The following is a 16,861-nucleotide window of genomic DNA, read 5'->3' as shown; positions in this document are numbered from 1 at the left end:
AGTTGGTACCACTCCTTCCCATCCCGAACAGGACAGTGAAACGACTTCGCGCCGATGATAGTGCGGACTCCCGTGTGAAAGTAGGTCATCGTCAGGCTCTTACAGCCCAAACCGCCCCTAGCTCATTCGAGTTAGGGGCGTTTTGCTTTGTATGCCGACAAGTTGGGCCCACAGGAACAGCCCCTTGATCGTGTGTTTTCCGTTCCTTGTTCCTTCGTCTCTTCACTGAACTCCATGCAACTTCAGGACATTCTGTACTCACAAGGATTTGGTACCCGCCGTGTATGTGCCGGTTTGGTGCAGCAGGGGCATGTGGCCTTGTACGAAACGGGCGGCACCGAGCCTGCCGTGCACCTTGATGCGGCGGAAGACGTGGAGGAGGAAGGCCTGCGCATGCGTGTTCAGGGCGTGGACTGGCCTTATCAGGAGAAGGCGTACATCCTCCTGAACAAGCCTGTGGGCACCGAGTGCTCGCAGAAGCCCTCCGCGTATCCGAGCATCTTCACGCTGCTGCCAAGCCCCCTTCGCCAGCGCCCGAGCAAGAGCAATGTGCAGGGCGTGCAAGCCGTGGGCCGACTCGATCAGGACACCACCGGCATGTTGATTCTGACGGACGACGGTCCCTTCATCCATCGGCTGAATTCGCCCAAGCGCCATGTGCCCAAGGTGTATGACGTGACGGCAAAGCACGAGGTGACGGCGGATCAGATCAAACGCCTCCTGGCGGGGGTGGTGCTGCATGACGACAACGAGCAGGTGCGCGCAGCGGCATGCGAGCAGACCGGTACGAACACGATCCGCTTGACCCTCACCGAAGGCAAGTATCACCAGGTCAAGCGGATGGTGGCGGCCGTGGGCAATCGGGTGGAAGGGCTGCACCGTTCGCGCATCGGAACGATGGATCTGCCTGTGGATCTGGCGCCTGGAAAGTGGCGTTGGTTGACCATCGATGAGCTTAGTCAGTTGACCGCAACATCCTGATTGGGGATCACGGTCATCCGCATGTAAACGCGCCAAGCCCGCTTACACTCCGAGCCTTGTCGACTGCGCAATGGGGTCCGTTACGCCATGTGAGGACCCACGTCGTCGGATCGGAAAAAGGGATTTTTTGTGAAGTATCAGGTTTGGCACAAGGCGGGCATGGCTCTGCTGGCGGCGTTCACGATGATGGGCGCCAAGGCGAGTCTTCCGCCTGTTTTCGTTCTCAATTCCCTAGATGCGAATGTCAGCGTCATCGATCCTGAAAAGTGGGTTGAAACACAGCGCATCACCACCGGCAAGGAGCCGCACCATCTGTACCTGACCCCCGATGAAAAGTCGGTGGTCATCGCCAACGCACTCGGTGATTCGCTGACCTTCATCGACCCCCGGACCGCGCAGGTTCAGCGCACGGTGACCGGCATCGTCGATCCTTATCACCTGCGCTTCAGCCCGGACATGAAGTGGTTCGTGACGGCGGCGAATCGACTCAACCATATCGACTTCTATCGCTGGGATGGCAAGGATCTGACGCTGGCGCAGCGCGTGCCGACGGCCAAGACGCCAAGCCACCTCTGGATCGACAGCAAGAGCCGCACGGTGTACTCCACCATGCAGGACAGCGACGAACTCGTGGCCATCGACCTTGCCACCCAAAAACTCAAGTGGCGCGTGAAGACCGGCCCCATGCCGGCCGATCTCTATGGCTCGCCGGACGACAAGACGCTGTTCATCGGCCTCACCGGCGGCAAGGGCGTGGAGGTGTTCGACATCTCCGGCGAGCAGCCCGCGCGCAGCGTGCAGATCATCCCCACAGGCGCGGGTGCGCACGCCTTCCGCGCGGCGGGCGACGGCAAGCACATCTATGTGAGCAACCGCGTGGCCAACTCGATCAGCAAGATCGACATGGCAAGCCGCGTGGCGGTCGAGAGCTATGCGGCTCCCGGCGGCCCCGACTGCATGGACGTCTCCGCCGATGGTCGATACATCTATGTGGGCGCACGCTGGGCTCGCAAGCTGCTCGTGATCGATACGCATGAGAAGAAGGTGATCCAGTCGGTCAACGTCGGCAAGTCGCCGCACGGCGTCTGGACGCTGAACCACGCCAAGCGTTGACACGGGCCGCAGGTCGGGACTCATGCATCACATGGCCATGCATTTGAAGCTTTCATGCGCGCTGCTGCTGGCAGTCTCCACCGCCGCTGCGGCAGTGCAGGCACCCGTCTGCGACAAGCCGGTGTATCTGACTTTCGATACGGGGCACATGGGCGTCGCGCCGCTGATCGCCGAAGTGCTCAAGCGCGAGCAGGTGCATGCCACCTTCTTTGCTGCGAATGAGGCCACCAAGACGGGCGGCAGCAGCCTTGACAACGAATGGGCACCCTGGTGGAAGGCGCGTGCGGCCGAGGGGCATGAGTTCGCCTCGCACACCTATGACCATGTCTACTGGCGTGGGGATGTGGTGAAGGGGCAGGAGCTGTCGTTCAAGGTCAAGCCATCGGCCGGGCCGCGTGACGGGCAGCAGTTCACCATGACGGCGGCCCAGTATTGCGAGGAAATCGGCCGCTCCGAAGATCGGCTGCGCGCGATGACCGGCAAGGAGCCTCTGCCTCTGTTCCGCGCGCCGGGCGGAAAGACCTCGCAGCGTCTGCTGGCGGCCGCCAAGGCCTGTGGCTACGCGCACGTCGGCTGGGCTCCGGCGGGCTTTCTGGGTGACGAGTTGCCCAGCGAAAAATACAGCAACCAGCGCCTGCTGGATCAGGCGTTGGCGAACATCCGCAGTGGCGACATCCTGCTCGCGCATCTGGGCATCTGGTCGCGTCAGGACCCATGGGCACCGGCCGTGCTGGAGCCGCTGATCAAGGGCCTCAAGCAGCGCGGATTCTGCTTTCGCACGCTGCGCGAGCATCCCGACTACGCGGGCTGGACACGCAAGTCGAAGTAGACCTGAGCAGAACATATCAGCAGAGGGCAGGACAGAATCGTGGATTGGTGGACATCGCTATTCAACTCGGTGCAGCAATGGCTGTTCGAGAGCGTCATTCAGCCGGTCATGTTCCATTTGGGCATGGCCAATCTGCTGGAGGACGGTTACGACGCGACCGGCTGGCTGCTGGTGGGCCTGCTGCAGGTGCTGGTGATCGTCGTGGTGATCGGGCCGCTCGAGCGCTGGCGGCCGGTGGAGGCGGTCACGGATCGCAAGGCCATCCGCACCGACATCATCTACACGCTGATCCAGCGTCTGGGCCTGTTCCGTCTGGTGCTGTTCTTCACGCTCACGCCTCTGTTCGACAGCCTGTTCGGCATGCTGCGCGTCGAGGGCCTGCGCACCTACAACATCGACGCGATCTGGCAGGGCGTGACGGACCTGCCGTGGGTCAGCTTTCTGCTGTATCTCGCGGTGTTCGATCTTGTGGACTACCTGATCCATCGCGGCCAGCATCGTTTTGACTGGTGGTGGGCACTGCATTCGCTGCATCATTCCCAGCAGCAGATGACCAAGTGGTCCGACAGCCGCAACCATCTGCTCGACGATGTGCTGCGTGACGTGATCATCGTCATCGTCGCACAACTGATCGGAGTGGCGCCGGGGCAGTTCGTGGCCATCGTCGCGATTGCGCAGCTCAGTGAGAATCTGCACCACGCGAATGCACGCATCTGGTTTGGTCAGATCGGCGAGCGGCTGTGGATCAGCCCGCGCTTTCATCGTCGCCACCATGCCGTCTCGCTGGTCGAGGCGACCATGGGCGATCCGCATCTGCCGGCCCAATCGCTGAAACCGCTGCCACGCTCCATCGAATTGGCGCGCGGCTGCAATTTCGGCGTGCTGCTGCCCGTCTGGGACATGCTGTTCAGAACGGCGAACTTCGAGTTGCGCTTTGATCCTACGGGAATTGAGGATCAAGTCGTCCCCGGTGCGGACGGAAAAGTACGCAACTATGGCGACGGATTCTGGTCACAGCAGTGGCTCGGAATTCTCCGGCTGATGGGACGCGGCTGAACACGCGCGTGTCCCACATTATTCTTGGGACCATGCAGATGTCTTCCTTGTTCGATTCATTCTGGCGCGCAGCCGCCTATTGCCTGATTCCCCGGGTGATCGTGCTGTCGCTGATGCCCCTGCTGCTGATCGCCATCATCGCGGGCGTCAGCACCTATTTTTTTTGGGATGCCGCCATCGCCAGCGTCCAGCAGATGCTTGGCGACGCCGGGCTGCTCAGCGGGCTCTGGAACTGGCTTGCCAGCATGGGCTGGAATCACGTCACCGAATACCTCGCCCCGTTGCTCGTGGTGCTGGCTGCGGTGCCGGTGATCGTGCTGGTCGCCTTGCTGTCCGTGGCGGTGTTCATGACGCCGGCTCTGGTGAATCTGGTGGCCGAGCGGCGGTTTCCGCGACTGGCGCGCAAGAAGGGCGCTTCGATATTCGCGAGCGTGCTCTGGTCGGCGCTGTCCACCGTCGTCGCGCTGCTGGCGCTGGTGGTGTCGTCTCCGCTGTGGCTGATTCCGCCTCTGGTGCTGGTGCTGCCGCCCCTGATCTGGGGGTGGCTCACCTATCGTGTGATGAGCTTTGACGCGCTCTCCGAACATGCGAGCAAGGAGGAGCGCCAGACCCTCTTCGCGCGCCATCGCTACAGCCTGCTCGGCATCGGCGTGGTCTGCGGTTTTCTGGGCGCCGCGCCCAGTTTGGTGTGGGCCTCGGCGGTCGTGTTCGCGGCGGCGTTTCTGGTGCTGATTCCGGTCGCCATCTGGATCTACACGCTGGTGTTCGCGTTTTCCTCGCTTTGGTTCACGCATTACTGCCTTGCGGCGCTTGAGCGCTTGCGAGCCGAGCGCAATGAGGCGGCAGTCGAGATGCCGGCCGCCACGGCAGTGATCGATGAGGTGCCCGTGGCCTTGCCCGCCGAGCCACCGCTTGCTCTGCCCGGCGAAACGGTCGTCAAGCCGGGCAATAATTGAAGATCAACCACTTTTTGATTCGCACCGATTGACGGCGCGGATTCCGGGACCTGTCGTGACTCCCCAATTCGGACTCATCATCGTCGGCGATGAAATTCTCTCGGGCAAGCGTGCCGACAAGCACATGCCCAAAGTGATCGAGCTGCTGTCCGCGCGTGGACTGGCGCTGTCGTATGCGCACTATGTCGGGGACGATCCCGAGCGCATCACCCGCACGCTGCGGACAGCCTTTGCGACGGCCGACGTGGTGTTCAGTTGCGGCGGCATCGGCGCGACGCCGGACGACCACACCCGCCAATGTGCGGCCGCCGCACTGGACAGGCCCTTGGCGCTGCACCCGCAGGCGGCCGATCTGATCCGTGAGCGCATGCAGGATGTGGCACGCGAGGAGGGCAAGCCCTACGAGCCCGAGCGCGCCGACAATCTGCACCGCCTGAACATGGGCGTGTACCCGGAAGGCGCTCGCATCCTTCCCAACCCGTACAACAAGATTCCCGGATTCAGCTGCGATGGCCCCGGTGGGGGCACGGTGCATTTCGTGCCCGGCTTTCCGGTGATGGCCTGGCCGATGGTCGAGTGGGCGCTGGAGCACTATTGCTCCGAGTGGTTCCATCGCGAGCCGCAGACCGAGCACTCGGTCGTCGTGTACCGTGCGATGGAGTCAACTTTGACGCCGCTCATGCTTGAAATCGAGGCGACATATCCGACAATCAAGGTTTTCAGCCTGCCGAGCGTGGACCATCCGGTGCACGGACGGCACATCGAACTGGGCGTCAAGGGTGCCTCCGACGCGGTGCCCGCCGCCTGGGAAATGCTGGTGACAGCGCTGCACAGGATTGGGGCGGATCTTGGCCCTGAAATGGTGCGCAATCGGTAACCCTCTGAAGAAACTCAAATAAAGCACCAATTTGGTGCAATTTGCGAATGTGTGCTCGAGGTCTTGGCTCCACGGCACACGGTGCCTCGTGGTGGTGCATGGAGTACCGCAATCTGGCACGCATTCTGCTAACCAAGACTCTGTTTTCAATACGCGTTCATTCCCTGGAGAACATTAATGGCTAAGACCGTTGCAGACGTGATGAATATGGTGAAGGAAAACGAAGTCAAGTTCGTTGACTTCCGCTTCACCGACACTCGTGGCAAAGAGCAGCACGTGACTGTGCCGATTTCGCATTTCGACGAAGACAAGTTCACTTCGGGCCATGCGTTCGACGGTTCTTCCGTGGCCGGCTGGAAGGGCATTGAAGCCTCGGACATGCAACTCATGCCCGACCCGAACACCGCCAACATCGACCCCTTCTTTGAAGAAACCACGCTGTTCCTGCAGTGCGACGTGGTCGAGCCATCGGACGGCAAGGCCTATGACCGCGATCCACGCTCCATCGCCAAGCGCGCCGAAGCCTATCTGAAGGCTTCGGGCCTGGGCGACACAGCTTACTTCGGTCCAGAGCCAGAATTCTTCATCTTCGACGGCGTGCGCTGGACCAACGAACCCGGCAAGGTCGGCTTCGAGATCGAAGAATACGAAGCGCCATGGAACACCGGCACCAAGTTCGAGACCGGCAACCGCGGCCACCGTCCCACCACCAAGGGCGGCTACTTCCCCGTGCCTCCAGTCGACAGCACGCAGGACATGCGCGCTGAAATGTCCCTGATCATCGAATCTCTGGGCATTCCGGTTGAAGTGTTCCACCACGAAGTGGCTGGCGCCGGTCAGAACGAAATCGGCACGAAGTTCAGCACGCTGGTCGAGCGCGCCGACTGGACGCAGCAGATGAAGTACGTGATCTGGAACGTGGCCAATGCCTACGGCAAGACCGCGACTTTCATGCCCAAGCCCTACGCCGGCGACAACGGCTCCGGCATGCACGTTCACCAGTCGATCTGGAAGGACGGCAAGAACCTGTTCGCAGGCGACGGCTATGCCGGTCTGTCCGAGTTCGCGCTGTACTACATCGGCGGCATCATCAAGCACGCCCGCGCGCTGAACGCCATCACCAACCCCGGCACCAACAGCTACAAGCGTCTGGTTCCAGGCTTTGAAGCGCCCGTCAAGCTGGCCTACAGCTCGCGCAACCGCTCGGCGTCGATCCGCATTCCTTACGTGGCCAACCCCAAGGGCCGCCGCATCGAAGCGCGTTTCCCCGATCCATTGGCCAACCCCTACCTGTGCTTCTCGGCACTGATGATGGCGGGTCTGGACGGCGTGGAAAACAAGATCCATCCGGGCGAAGCCGCCACCAAGGATCTGTACCATCTGCCTCCCGAGGAAGACAAGCTGGTGCCGACCGTGTGCCACAGCCTCGACCAGGCGCTGGAAGCACTCGACGCGGACCGTGGCTTCCTGACCAAGGGCGGCGTGTTCTCCGACGCGATGCTCGACGCCTACATCGAGCTGAAGATGACCGAAGTGCAGCGCTTCCGCATGGCACCTCACCCCGTCGAGTACGACATGTACTACTCGCTGTAAGTCAGCCGGAGCAAGGGCTGGATCGTTGAACGGTCAGCCCGATGCTCCCTTGATTTGCAACAAAAGCGGCTTGACGGCCGCTTTTTTCATTGGCGCAACGGTTCTGGAGGAACGATCATGGCCTTTTGGGGTCATTGACAGCATGCTCTGTTATCGTCGGTGGATTGCATATGGCTACATGTGGCGGGAGGCAATGCCCGCACGGGCCGGTTGAACTGACGCCTGTTGCGCGAGGAATTCATGAAAAAAACACTGGTTGCTCTCTTTACTGCTGTGGCGTTGCTGCCGATGGCCTGGTCCCAGGACCGGATCTATCGCTGCGGCAACGAATACACCAACAACGCGAATGATGCCAAGCAGCGTGGTTGCAAGGTGGTGGAGGGCGGCAATGTGACGGTTCTGCAAGGTTCTCGTCCGTCCGGCGGTGGCGGTTCGGCCGCGCCACGCAGCAGCTCTTCGACGACTTCCAGTTCTCCGTCCACGGCACCCAAGGTGGACAACGCCGATCAGAAGGCGCGCGACTCCGATGCGCGGGCGATTCTGGAGGCCGAACTGCGCAAGGCGCAGTCGCGCTTCGATGAGCTGAAAAAAGAATACAACGATGGTTTCCCGCAGAAGTCCGCCCTCGAGATGCGCAATCCGCAGGGCTATGCGGAGCGCACGGCTGACATCAAGACCGGCATGACGCGCGCGGAAGCCGACGTGGAAGGCATCAAGCGCGAGCTCTCGCGCCTGAAATAAACAACGTGGCCCCCAACTCATCCAGAAACACTCCCCCTTCTGAGCAGTCCACGCGGCTGCAGTTTTCGGACAATCCGGCTGAGTGCTATCAGGCGCTCGATCTGGTTTCCACGCTCGTGGCGGTGCTCGGTCAGGATGGCTCCGTGCTGTTCGCCAACGCCGCCCTCGAGACGGCGCTCGGTCAGTCGCGCCGCACGCTGGAGGGCGTCGACTTCAGCGGCTTCTTCACCGATTCCTCCATTCTTCGCAACGCCCTGTCGGGAGCCCGCGACGCGGACTTCGCCGCTCTGCGCTTCGAGTCGGGCCTGCGCCGGGTCCCGCAGGATCCGTTGCCGGTGCATGTGCACCTGTCGTGCGTGGAGCAGGGCGGTGACGTGCTGGTCGAGTGCTGGCCGCTCGAGGCGCAGGCAAGGCAGGACCGCGAAGAGCGGCTGCGCGAGCAGGCGCTTGCCAACAAGGAGTTGATCCGCAACCTCGCGCACGAGATCAAGAATCCGCTCGGCGGCATTCGCGGCGCGGCGCAGTTGCTGGAAATGGATCTGCCCTCGCCCGACCTGCAGGAGTACACGCAGGTCATCATCCACGAGGCCGACCGGCTGCAGAGCCTGGTGGACCGCTTGCTCGCGCCGCACCGCCATCCGCACCAGGTGGGCGACGTGAACATCCACGAGGTCTGCGAACGCGTGCGCTCCCTTGTGCTGGTGGAGTTTTCGCGTGGTCTCGAGATCAAGCGGGACTACGACATCTCGATTCCCGAATTCCGGGGCGACCGTGAGCAGCTCATACAGGCCCTGCTGAACATCGTGCAGAACGCGGCGCAGGCGCTGACCGAACGCATCGCGACGGGCGACGCGCAGATCATTTTGCGCACCCGCGTGGCACGACAGGTAACATTTGGTCGCCAGCGTTATCGGTTGGCATTGGATTTGCATGTGATCGACAACGGACCAGGCGTGCCCGAGACGATCAAGGAGCGAATCTTCTATCCTCTTGTCACGGGCAGGGATGGGGGGTCGGGCCTCGGACTGACGCTGGCACAGACTTTTGTGCAGCGCCACCATGGCCTGATCGAGTGCGACAGCGTTCCAGGACGCACGGATTTTCGCATCCTCATTCCGCTGCCTTGAGGTCCTTGAAAACAACGGGGAGCGATCCCCCTTCAACAAGGAAGTAGAAACACATGAAGCCGATCTGGATAGTAGACGACGACCCATCGATCCGCTTCGTCCTGGAGAAAGCGCTGGCGCGCGAGCATCTGCCGACCCGCAGCTTCTCGAACCCGCGCGAGGTCCTGGATGCGCTCGCCGACATAGCCGCCGGTGACGTGTCGCACAGCGGCCCGCAGGTGCTGGTGAGCGACATCCGCATGCCGGGTGGATCGGGTCTGCAATTGCTCGAGAAGCTGCGCGAGCTCCAGCCCGGCCTGCCGGTGATCATCATGACGGCCTATTCGGATCTTGACAGCGCCGTCTCCGCTCTGCAGCGCGGGGCCTTCGAATATCTGCCCAAGCCGTTTGATCTGCCCAAGGCGGTGGAACTGATCCGCCGCGCCGTGGAAGAAAGCCAGCGCGAGCAGGTCGCCGAGGAGCGTCAGGCCGCTGCGCCTGAAATCCTCGGTCAGGCCCCCGCGATGCAGGACGTGTTCCGCGCCATCGGCCGCCTCAGCCAGAGCGCGGTCACCGTGCTCATCACGGGCGAGTCGGGTTCGGGCAAGGAACTGGTGGCGCGCGCGCTGCACAAGCATTCGCCGGTTTCGGGGGGGCCGTTCGTGGCGATCAACACCGCCGCCATTCCCAAGGATCTGCTGGAAAGCGAGTTGTTCGGCCATGAGCGCGGCGCGTTCACCGGCGCGCAGACGCAGCGCCGTGGCCGCTTCGAGCAGGCGGAAGGCGGCACGCTGTTTCTCGATGAAATCGGCGACATGCCCTTCGATCTGCAGACGCGATTGCTGCGTGTGCTCTCCGATGGGCATTTCTACCGCGTGGGCGGCCATGCGGCTGTGAAGGCGAATGTGCGCGTGATTGCCGCGACGCACCAAAACCTCGAGACCCGCGTCAAGGACGGCGTGTTCCGCGAGGACTTGTTCCACCGTCTGAACGTGATCCGCCTGCGTCTGCCCGCGCTGCGCGAGCGCAAGGAGGACGTGCCCGCCCTGACGCGTCATTTTCTGCAGCAGAGCGCGCGCCAGTTGGGCGTGGAGCCCAAGCGCATCTCCGAAGCGGCACTTGCGCGTCTGCAGTCGTTCGACTTTCCTGGCAACGTGCGCCAGCTCGAGAACATCTGCCACTGGCTCTCCGTCATGGCGCCTGCGCAGGTGATTTCCGTGCAGGATCTTCCGCCGGAGGTGCTGAGCGCGCCGGTGAGCGCCACCGATGCGGCGATGGCGCAAGCGGTCGCTGTGGCACCGCAGGTGCATGGCATCGTCTCGCCCGCAACGGACACGGTGCTTGAGGCGCCTGCGGCGAACGTTCAGGCGCCCGCGCCGGGTGCGAACGGCGGCGCTGGCATGGTGGGCGGTTATGGCCACGTCTATCCCTCACCGGCCGCAGCCACGCAACCGGCGGAGCAGGGCCTGGCCGTGTCCCAGACGGGCTGGGAGCAGTCGCTCGAGGCCGAGGCGCAGGAGCTGCTGCGCGAAGGCCGTCCCGAGGTCTGGGACATTCTCACGCGCCGCTTCGAGTCGCGTCTGATCAAGACGGCACTGCACGAGACGCATGGCCGTCGCATGGAGGCGGCGCAGCGTCTGGGCATTGGGCGCAACACCATCACACGCAAGATCCAGGAGCTGGGGCTGGACGATCACAGAGGGGCTGACGAGGCGTGATGCCGGGTAGAGGGGTGGTTTTCCATTTTTTTGGAAATTTTTCACCCCGTTTGATGGCCTGCTCCGATTCAGTGGATGTCCTTCATCCATTTCGAGGAGCAAGCCATCATGGTTTCGACATTCACACTTCGCCGCACCGTCTCCCGGCTCTTGATCGGCGCCACGCTGCTGGGCGGTCTTTCCCTTGCGGCGCAGGCCGCGAAACTGGCCGACGTGCGGCTGGTCGAGCGCAACAGTGGACGCGTGCTGCCGGTCTATTTCCATCAAGGCGAGTACTGGGTGGCGGGCAGGCCCGGCGCCAACTATTCCATCGACATCACCAACCGCACGGGTCGCCGCATCATGGCGGTCGTCAGCGTGGATGGCGTCAACGCGATCACCGGCAAGAGCGCCTCGGCCACGGCCGATGACGGCTATGTGTTCAGCCCGTGGCAGAACTGGGGGATCACCGGCTGGCGCAAGAGTGACAGCCATGTCGCCGCGTTCTATTTCTCGGAGAGCGATGCGTCCTATGCCAGCCGTACGGGCCGCCCGCGTGATGTGGGCGTGATCGGCGTGGCACTGTTCCGCGAGCGGGCCCCCGAACCCGTGCGCCCCGCGCCGCCCATCTCGCGACGCGGTCCGGTAAACGAAGAGAGCGAAAAGTCCAGCCGCTATGACGGCGCCGCCGATGCGCAGGCCAGCGCCGCGCCGGCGTTACCAGCGCCTGGCTCGCAGAACGTCCCAAGCCCTCAGCCATCGGCAGCCGCAACCGAGGCCGCCAAGCCCCACGCGCAAGAAAAGAGCGCCGACCTCGCCGCCAAGCGCAGCCCCAGTCCAAGCCCCAGCCCGAGCCTGGGAACCGGCCATGGTTCGCTCGAAACCTCCTACACCTCGAAAACCGAGTTCGACGCGGCCACCCGCAGGCCCGAGCAGGTCGTGCGCTTTCGCTACGACAGCTACGCCAATCTGGTCGCCAAGGGCGTGATTCCTGCACCGCGCGGCGAGCGCACGCCCAATCCCTTTCCCGCGCAGGGAAACGATGGCTTCGTTCCCGATCCTCCACGCTGGTAAGCCGATCCGCTGCTGGATTGTGCGATTTTCTCCACAGCCGGGACGGCAGGGCATCTCGCTTTGCATAATGCCCGGCATGGTGGAGTCCGAACTGCAGTCCCTTGCCGACGAAGCGCTGATGCTGGCCTACGCCGGTGGCCGCGCCGCGGCATTCGAATGTCTGTATGACCGCCACGGCAAGCGTCTTTGGCGCTATCTGTTCCGCAACACCGGCAATCCGGCGCTGGCCGACGATCTGGGGCAGGAAGTCTGGTTCGCAGTGGTGGACGCGGCGCCGAACTATCAGGTGAAGGCCAAGTTCACCACCTGGCTGTTCACGCTGGCGCACCACAAGCTGGTGGACCACTGGCGCAGCCACCGGCCACAGATCAGCCTGAACGAGGAGTCCCAGGAAGCCATGTCGCTGGCCGAAACACTGTTTGCGAATTCCGGCTTCGAGCCCGAGCGTCTGCAGGGCCGCAAGGATCTGGCGCGCGCGCTGCTGGATGCGCTCGCCGATCTGCCGGAAGACCAGCGCGCAGCCTTTCTGTTGCAGGCCGAGGGCGACCTCAGCGTGGCCGATATCGCCGCCGCGACCGGCGTGCCGCAGGAGACCGCCAAGACCCGTCTGCGCTACGCCCGCGCCAAGCTGCGCCAGGCATTGGAGGTGCTGGCATGACTGATCGCACCCAAGAGAACCACACATCGGGCGGCAATGCGGACGACCAGCTTGTCGCGCTCTATCGCGAGGCGGTCGCGGAGGATCGCGGACCCGGCGCCGACAGCCGCGAGCGTGTGCTCGCCCGCGCCCGGGAGATGGCCGCACGACGCGCCGAAGCCGCTTCGGTGCGGGAGCAGAAACCACGCGGCGAGGCCGCCAACGACCGTCGCTGGCTGCGTCACGCGCTCGGCAGCGTGGCGATGATCGGGCTGGTCGGCTGGCTGACCATGCAGCATCTCGATGAGCCCGGAGCGCCTCAGCTCGACACCGCACCCGCACCCGCATCCGTGTCCGCGCCAGCGCCCGTGCCAGCCTCCTCGCCTGCGGCGGCGGCTCCGATGTCTGGTGCCTCCGCTCACGCCCCAGAAGCCGCCGAGACGGAAAAGAAAACGAATCGCGGCGCCGATGTCATGAACAGCGCGGCCATCCCCAAGCCGGCGCCTGCCGGTGAGCAGGACAAGGCGGCGGCCAAGGAAGAGCGGGCCCTGCGCGAAGAAGCGCCTGCAGCGGTCCCCGCGCCGGAGCCGCGAAGAATTCCCGCCCCCCAGTCACCCCCCATGCCTGCACCTGCTCCTGCGCCCGTCCCAGCACCCGCACCGGCAGCCGCTCGGGCGCCTGCCCCCATGTCCCCTCCGGCTGCCGAAGTCGCGCCGGGCTCTGCGGATTCCAGCGCCCCTGCCGCTGTGTCGGGCGCTGCGCCTCGCGATTCGCTGTCGCGTCTCAAGGCCGCGCGGCAGGGCAACGCCGCGTCGAAGCCGCTGCCGATCTGCGATGCGGACATGGACGCCGAGGCGCTCGCCGAGCAGACCCGCCGCATCAAGGCGCGGGACGAGGCGCTCGCGCAAGGCCAGCCCTTGCCCGAGCCCGCACCGATCTGCAGGCCCGTCAAGGACGAGGCATCACCGTCACGCTGAAACGGTTTTCTGAAAAGGGAGTCAGCCCAGCGTCACCACGACCGGTGTGTGGTCGCTCGGCTGCTTGTTCTTGCGCGGCGTGCGGTCGATGGTGCAGGCCGTCACCGAGCCCTTGAGCGCGTCGCTCACCAGAATGTGGTCGATGCGCAGGCCCCGGTTCTTCTGGAAGCCCAGCATGCGGTAGTCCCACCAGGAGTAGCTTTTCTCCGGCTGGTCGAACATGCGGTAGGCGTCGGTGAGTCCGAGGCCGAGCAGGTTCTGGAAGTGCGTGCGCTCTTCGACCGTGTGGTGGATGGTGTCCTTGAGGCCGACGGGGTCGTAGGAGTCGCGGTCTTCCGGCGTGACGTTGAAGTCGCCCATGATGACCAGGCGCTCATGCTTCTGCAGCTCTGCGCGCACCCAGTTTTCGAGCGCGGCGAGCCACTTCATCTTGTAGGCGAACTTTTCGCTGCCCGGCTCCTGGCCGTTGACGAAATAGCAGTTGATCACGCGCAGCGGACCCGCATCGGTCTCGACCGTGCCTGCGATCACGCGCGCCTGTTCGTCTTCGTGCAGCGGGATGTTGCGCACCACCTCGTCGGCCGGCTTCTTCGTGATGAGCGCCACGCCGTTGTAGGTCTTCTGCCCGAAGCACACGCTCTGGTAACCAAGCGCCTCGAAGGCGTCATGCGGAAACTTGTCGTCGGTGAGCTTGAGCTCCTGCAGCCCCAGCACGTCGACCGGATTGGCCTGAAGCCATTCCAGTACCTGCTGGAGGCGCACGTTGAGGGAGTTGATGTTCCAGGTGGCGATTTGCATGCGGGCATTCTATGTGCCCGCAGCGGCCGACACCGCCGATGGTGTCATTCGGCGGATCCGCGTGAGTCGGCGTGGATCGAGGGATCGATCAGTCCGCCTTGCGCTCGTAGGTCACGAAGCTGAAGCGCATGCCGTTGGCCGCCACCTGATCGCTGCGTGCGGTTTCCTTCCACTCGGGGCCGAGTTCGGGGGCATAGGCGTCGCCCTCGAAGCTCTGGTGGACCTCCGTGACCTCCACGCGCTGGGCCAGAGGCAGGGCAAGCGCATAGATCTGCGCGCCGCCGATCACCCAGACCGTGTCAGCGCTCTGGCTCGCGATGGCGAGCGCGTCGTCGAGGCTGGTGGCAGGCTTGGCGCCGTCCTGCTGCCAGACTTCCTGGCGCGTGACGACGATGTTGGTGCGGTCGGGCAGGGGGCGGAATCGTTCGGGCAGGGAGTCCCACGTCTTGCGGCCCATGATGACCGGGCGGCCCAGCGTGAGCTCCTTGAAGTGCGCCATGTCCTCCGGCAGGTGCCAGGCCATGAGGCCGTCCTTGCCGATGACGCCGTTGTCGGCTCTTGCGAAGATCAGATTGATTTGCATGGCGCTTCCCCTCTTGGTCTCATTGGTCAAGGCGACAACATAATCTCAAACGGCCACAGGTGCCTTGATGGCGGCGTGGTGCTCGTAACCCACAACTTCAAAATCCTCGTACTCATAGTCGAAGATGGAGTCGGGCCGGCGCTTGATGTGCAGCGTCGGATAGGCGAACGGCGTGCGCGCCAGCTGGGTCTCGACCTGTTCGAAATGGTTGTTGTAGATGTGGCAGTCGCCACCCGTCCAGACGAAATCCCCGACCGCCAGATCGCACTGCTGGGCCAGCATGTGGGTGAGCAGCGCGTAGCTGGCGATGTTGAACGGCACGCCGAGGAAGATGTCGGCGCTGCGCTGGTAGAGCTGGCAGCTGAGCTTGCCGTCGGCCACGTAGAACTGGAAGAACGCATGGCAGGGCATGAGCGCCATCTCGGGCAGGTCGGCCACGTTCCAGGCGCTCACGATGATGCGGCGGCTGTCCGGGTTGGACTTGAGCTGCTTGACCACCTCGGCGATCTGATCGATGTGGCCGCCATCGGGCTTGGGCCAGTTGCGCCACTGCACACCGTAGACCGGGCCGAGGTCGCCGTCTTCGCGCGCCCATTCATCCCAGATGGTGCAGCCGCGCTCCTGCAGCCACTTGACGTTGCTGTCCCCGCGCAGGAACCACAGCAGTTCCAGAATGATGGACTTGAGATGCACCTTCTTGGTGGTGACCAGCGGAAATCCTTCCGACAGATCAAAGCGCATCTGGTGCCCGAACACGCTGCGGGTTCCCGTGCCGGTACGGTCGGTTTTCGCCACGCCATGCTCGTGGACGTGACGCAGAAAATCTTCGTACTGGGAGCGCACGGGGCGCGGCGGGTGGTTCGTGCTCATTGGGGACCGATACATTCTGTGCATCAGCTGATGGCCAAGCACAGGAAAAACTAGTGGACAGTGCCTAGTGTGCCACGCCCTTGAGAGACTTACACGCCGGTGCGAGAAGCACCTTTGCGTTTTGAAACAATTCGACAGGCCGTGTCACTTTTAAGGAGAAAGTGGGTCGCGCGGCTGCCGGAAAATGGGCTTTCGTATATTCGGAGCATTCGCGAGCCAGAGATTCCATGCCTGAGTGGAATGCCTCCCGGCCTCGAAGCCATGAAAGGTGGATATTTGTGGATGTGAACCAGCGTTTGTCGTGGAAAACCTGTCTTTGGGCCTGTGCTGCTGCATTGAGCCTCGGTGCCTGTGATTCGAAGAATTCGCAGGATCAGTCGGGTGGAGCGTCCTCATCCGCCGCGCAGGCCTCCGCCGCCCAAGGTGAGGCGATCGGTCCGGTGATTGAAGCGTCGACCCCCACCGTGGCAACTCCCCCGGCTCCCAGCGTCGCCGAGCAGATTCATGCCTACAAGGCGTCTCCGGGTGAGGCCGCACTGGACAGCCTCAGACCGTTTCTTGGCAAGAATCCGAATGAAGGCACGGACTACCTGCGACAGGGCATTCTGGCGGAGCGCATGAAGAAACTGCTGGGTGACCGCTATGACGCGGTGCTCAAGAATTTGGAGACAGTCGGGCCGCTGACCAAGGAAGGCGGACGCTGGAGCATTGTCGGCAACCGCCAGCATCAGGGTGGCAAGGAGGTCGCAGCGGTCGTGATCGATCCGGGGCGCAATGGTCTGCGTGTGTGGCTGCTGAGCAATGGGCAGCAGACGACCTACACGGATCTGGGTGAGGGACACGTCATTCCCTGGACACCCGACGTGAAGAAGGTGATGGCGAACGCACCTGGCGGCGGCGCTGCAAAATGACGAGGCACGGTGGGTGCCTGCGGCTCCACCGTCCCGTCGTCAAGGGTCACAAGGTCACAAGG

Annotated in this window: 17 protein-coding genes and 1 rRNA gene; 15 read left to right on the top strand and 3 right to left on the bottom strand. The window is 63.4% G+C overall.

The window, feature by feature from the left end:
• The 14 genes from rrf to ISG32_RS20400 form a co-directional block, all read left to right on the top strand.
• A 5S ribosomal RNA gene (rrf, locus tag ISG32_RS20465) occupies window positions 1-97 on the top strand; the annotation flags it as partial.
• 137 nt (window positions 98-234) lie between these two features.
• Complete coding sequence (locus ISG32_RS20460; protein ID WP_194772842.1) at window positions 235-981, top strand: 16S rRNA pseudouridine(516) synthase; 747 nt, start codon at window positions 235-237, stop codon at window positions 979-981.
• A gap of 159 nt (window positions 982-1,140) precedes the next feature.
• Window positions 1,141-2,094: a YncE family protein gene (locus tag ISG32_RS20455; RefSeq protein WP_194772885.1), complete on the top strand. Its 954-nt coding sequence runs from the start codon at window positions 1,141-1,143 to the stop codon at window positions 2,092-2,094.
• Window positions 2,095-2,131: 37 nt separating this feature from the next.
• The gene (locus ISG32_RS20450) at window positions 2,132-2,923 is read left to right on the top strand and encodes a polysaccharide deacetylase family protein (RefSeq protein WP_194772841.1); all 792 of its coding nucleotides are present in this window, start codon (window positions 2,132-2,134) and stop codon (window positions 2,921-2,923) included.
• A 108-nt stretch (window positions 2,924-3,031) separates the two neighbouring features.
• Window positions 3,032-3,979, top strand: coding sequence for a sterol desaturase family protein (locus ISG32_RS20445; RefSeq protein ID WP_407645083.1), 948 nt, complete (start codon window positions 3,032-3,034; stop codon window positions 3,977-3,979).
• Window positions 3,980-4,017: 38 nt separating this feature from the next.
• Window positions 4,018-4,935, top strand: coding sequence for an EI24 domain-containing protein (locus ISG32_RS20440; protein ID WP_194772839.1), 918 nt, complete (start codon window positions 4,018-4,020; stop codon window positions 4,933-4,935).
• Window positions 4,936-4,990: 55 nt separating this feature from the next.
• Window positions 4,991-5,812, top strand: coding sequence for a competence/damage-inducible protein A (locus ISG32_RS20435; protein WP_194772838.1), 822 nt, complete (start codon window positions 4,991-4,993; stop codon window positions 5,810-5,812).
• A gap of 177 nt (window positions 5,813-5,989) precedes the next feature.
• Complete coding sequence (gene glnA / locus ISG32_RS20430; RefSeq protein ID WP_194772837.1) at window positions 5,990-7,405, top strand: type I glutamate--ammonia ligase; 1,416 nt, start codon at window positions 5,990-5,992, stop codon at window positions 7,403-7,405.
• 240 nt (window positions 7,406-7,645) lie between these two features.
• Window positions 7,646-8,146, top strand: coding sequence for a hypothetical protein (locus ISG32_RS20425; RefSeq protein WP_194772836.1), 501 nt, complete (start codon window positions 7,646-7,648; stop codon window positions 8,144-8,146).
• 56 nt (window positions 8,147-8,202) lie between these two features.
• Window positions 8,203-9,273, top strand: a complete 1,071-nt coding sequence (glnL, locus tag ISG32_RS20420) for a nitrogen regulation protein NR(II) (protein WP_194772884.1) — start codon at window positions 8,203-8,205, stop codon at window positions 9,271-9,273.
• A gap of 53 nt (window positions 9,274-9,326) precedes the next feature.
• Complete coding sequence (ntrC, locus tag ISG32_RS20415; protein WP_194772835.1) at window positions 9,327-10,970, top strand: nitrogen regulation protein NR(I); 1,644 nt, start codon at window positions 9,327-9,329, stop codon at window positions 10,968-10,970.
• A 108-nt stretch (window positions 10,971-11,078) separates the two neighbouring features.
• Window positions 11,079-12,023, top strand: a complete 945-nt coding sequence (locus ISG32_RS20410) for a hypothetical protein (protein WP_194772834.1) — start codon at window positions 11,079-11,081, stop codon at window positions 12,021-12,023.
• Between the two features lie 76 nt (window positions 12,024-12,099).
• The gene (locus tag ISG32_RS20405; RefSeq protein ID WP_228529962.1) at window positions 12,100-12,681 is read left to right on the top strand and encodes a sigma-70 family RNA polymerase sigma factor; all 582 of its coding nucleotides are present in this window, start codon (window positions 12,100-12,102) and stop codon (window positions 12,679-12,681) included.
• Window positions 12,678-13,637, top strand: a complete 960-nt coding sequence (locus tag ISG32_RS20400) for a hypothetical protein (protein WP_194772833.1) — start codon at window positions 12,678-12,680, stop codon at window positions 13,635-13,637. The genes ISG32_RS20405 and ISG32_RS20400 overlap by 4 nt, the downstream gene beginning before the upstream one ends.
• Window positions 13,638-13,658: 21 nt before the next feature.
• On the opposite strand, the gene xth is transcribed toward ISG32_RS20400, so the two are convergent.
• The 3 genes from xth to ISG32_RS20385 all read right to left on the bottom strand — a co-directional run bounded on the left by xth (window position 13,659) and on the right by ISG32_RS20385 (window position 15,888).
• Window positions 13,659-14,435, bottom strand: a complete 777-nt coding sequence (gene xth, locus ISG32_RS20395; RefSeq protein WP_194772832.1) for an exodeoxyribonuclease III — start codon at window positions 14,433-14,435, stop codon at window positions 13,659-13,661.
• An 88-nt stretch (window positions 14,436-14,523) separates the two neighbouring features.
• Complete coding sequence (locus ISG32_RS20390) at window positions 14,524-15,018, bottom strand: dihydrofolate reductase (RefSeq protein ID WP_194772831.1); 495 nt, start codon at window positions 15,016-15,018, stop codon at window positions 14,524-14,526.
• A 45-nt stretch (window positions 15,019-15,063) separates the two neighbouring features.
• Complete coding sequence (locus ISG32_RS20385; RefSeq protein ID WP_194772830.1) at window positions 15,064-15,888, bottom strand: thymidylate synthase; 825 nt, start codon at window positions 15,886-15,888, stop codon at window positions 15,064-15,066.
• A gap of 284 nt (window positions 15,889-16,172) precedes the next feature.
• Here ISG32_RS20385 and ISG32_RS20380 point away from each other — a divergent pair, with 284 nt between their 5' ends.
• A complete protein-coding gene (locus ISG32_RS20380) occupies window positions 16,173-16,799 on the top strand; it encodes a hypothetical protein (protein ID WP_194772829.1) in 627 nt (208 codons plus the stop codon).
• Window positions 16,800-16,861: the final 62 nt, after the last annotated feature.

Origin of the sequence: Diaphorobacter caeni (assembly GCF_015354245.1) — a bacterium.
GTDB lineage: Bacteria > Pseudomonadota > Gammaproteobacteria > Burkholderiales > Burkholderiaceae_C > Diaphorobacter_A > Diaphorobacter_A caeni.
The sequence above is the reverse complement of the archived record's forward strand: the minus strand, read 5'-3'. Positions and strand labels throughout refer to the sequence as shown.

What these genes read in the sequence shown, in the direction of transcription:
- ISG32_RS20460 (WP_194772842.1), top strand. Translation starts at nt 235, where the DNA reads ATGCAACTTCAGGACATTCTGTACTCACAAGGATTTGGTACCCGCCGT.
- ISG32_RS20455 (WP_194772885.1), top strand. Translation starts at nt 1,141, where the DNA reads ATGGCTCTGCTGGCGGCGTTCACGATGATGGGCGCCAAGGCGAGTCTT.
- ISG32_RS20450 (WP_194772841.1), top strand. Translation starts at nt 2,132, where the DNA reads ATGCATTTGAAGCTTTCATGCGCGCTGCTGCTGGCAGTCTCCACCGCC.
- ISG32_RS20445 (WP_407645083.1), top strand. Translation starts at nt 3,032, where the DNA reads ATGTTCCATTTGGGCATGGCCAATCTGCTGGAGGACGGTTACGACGCG.
- ISG32_RS20440 (WP_194772839.1), top strand. Translation starts at nt 4,018, where the DNA reads ATGTCTTCCTTGTTCGATTCATTCTGGCGCGCAGCCGCCTATTGCCTG.
- glnA (WP_194772837.1), top strand. Translation starts at nt 5,990, where the DNA reads ATGGCTAAGACCGTTGCAGACGTGATGAATATGGTGAAGGAAAACGAA.
- ISG32_RS20425 (WP_194772836.1), top strand. Translation starts at nt 7,646, where the DNA reads ATGAAAAAAACACTGGTTGCTCTCTTTACTGCTGTGGCGTTGCTGCCG.
- ntrC (WP_194772835.1), top strand. Translation starts at nt 9,327, where the DNA reads ATGAAGCCGATCTGGATAGTAGACGACGACCCATCGATCCGCTTCGTC.
- ISG32_RS20410 (WP_194772834.1), top strand. Translation starts at nt 11,079, where the DNA reads ATGGTTTCGACATTCACACTTCGCCGCACCGTCTCCCGGCTCTTGATC.
- ISG32_RS20405 (WP_228529962.1), top strand. Translation starts at nt 12,100, where the DNA reads ATGGTGGAGTCCGAACTGCAGTCCCTTGCCGACGAAGCGCTGATGCTG.
- ISG32_RS20400 (WP_194772833.1), top strand. Translation starts at nt 12,678, where the DNA reads ATGACTGATCGCACCCAAGAGAACCACACATCGGGCGGCAATGCGGAC.
- xth (WP_194772832.1), bottom strand. Translation starts at nt 14,435, where the DNA reads ATGCAAATCGCCACCTGGAACATCAACTCCCTCAACGTGCGCCTCCAG.
- ISG32_RS20390 (WP_194772831.1), bottom strand. Translation starts at nt 15,018, where the DNA reads ATGCAAATCAATCTGATCTTCGCAAGAGCCGACAACGGCGTCATCGGC.
- ISG32_RS20385 (WP_194772830.1), bottom strand. Translation starts at nt 15,888, where the DNA reads ATGAGCACGAACCACCCGCCGCGCCCCGTGCGCTCCCAGTACGAAGAT.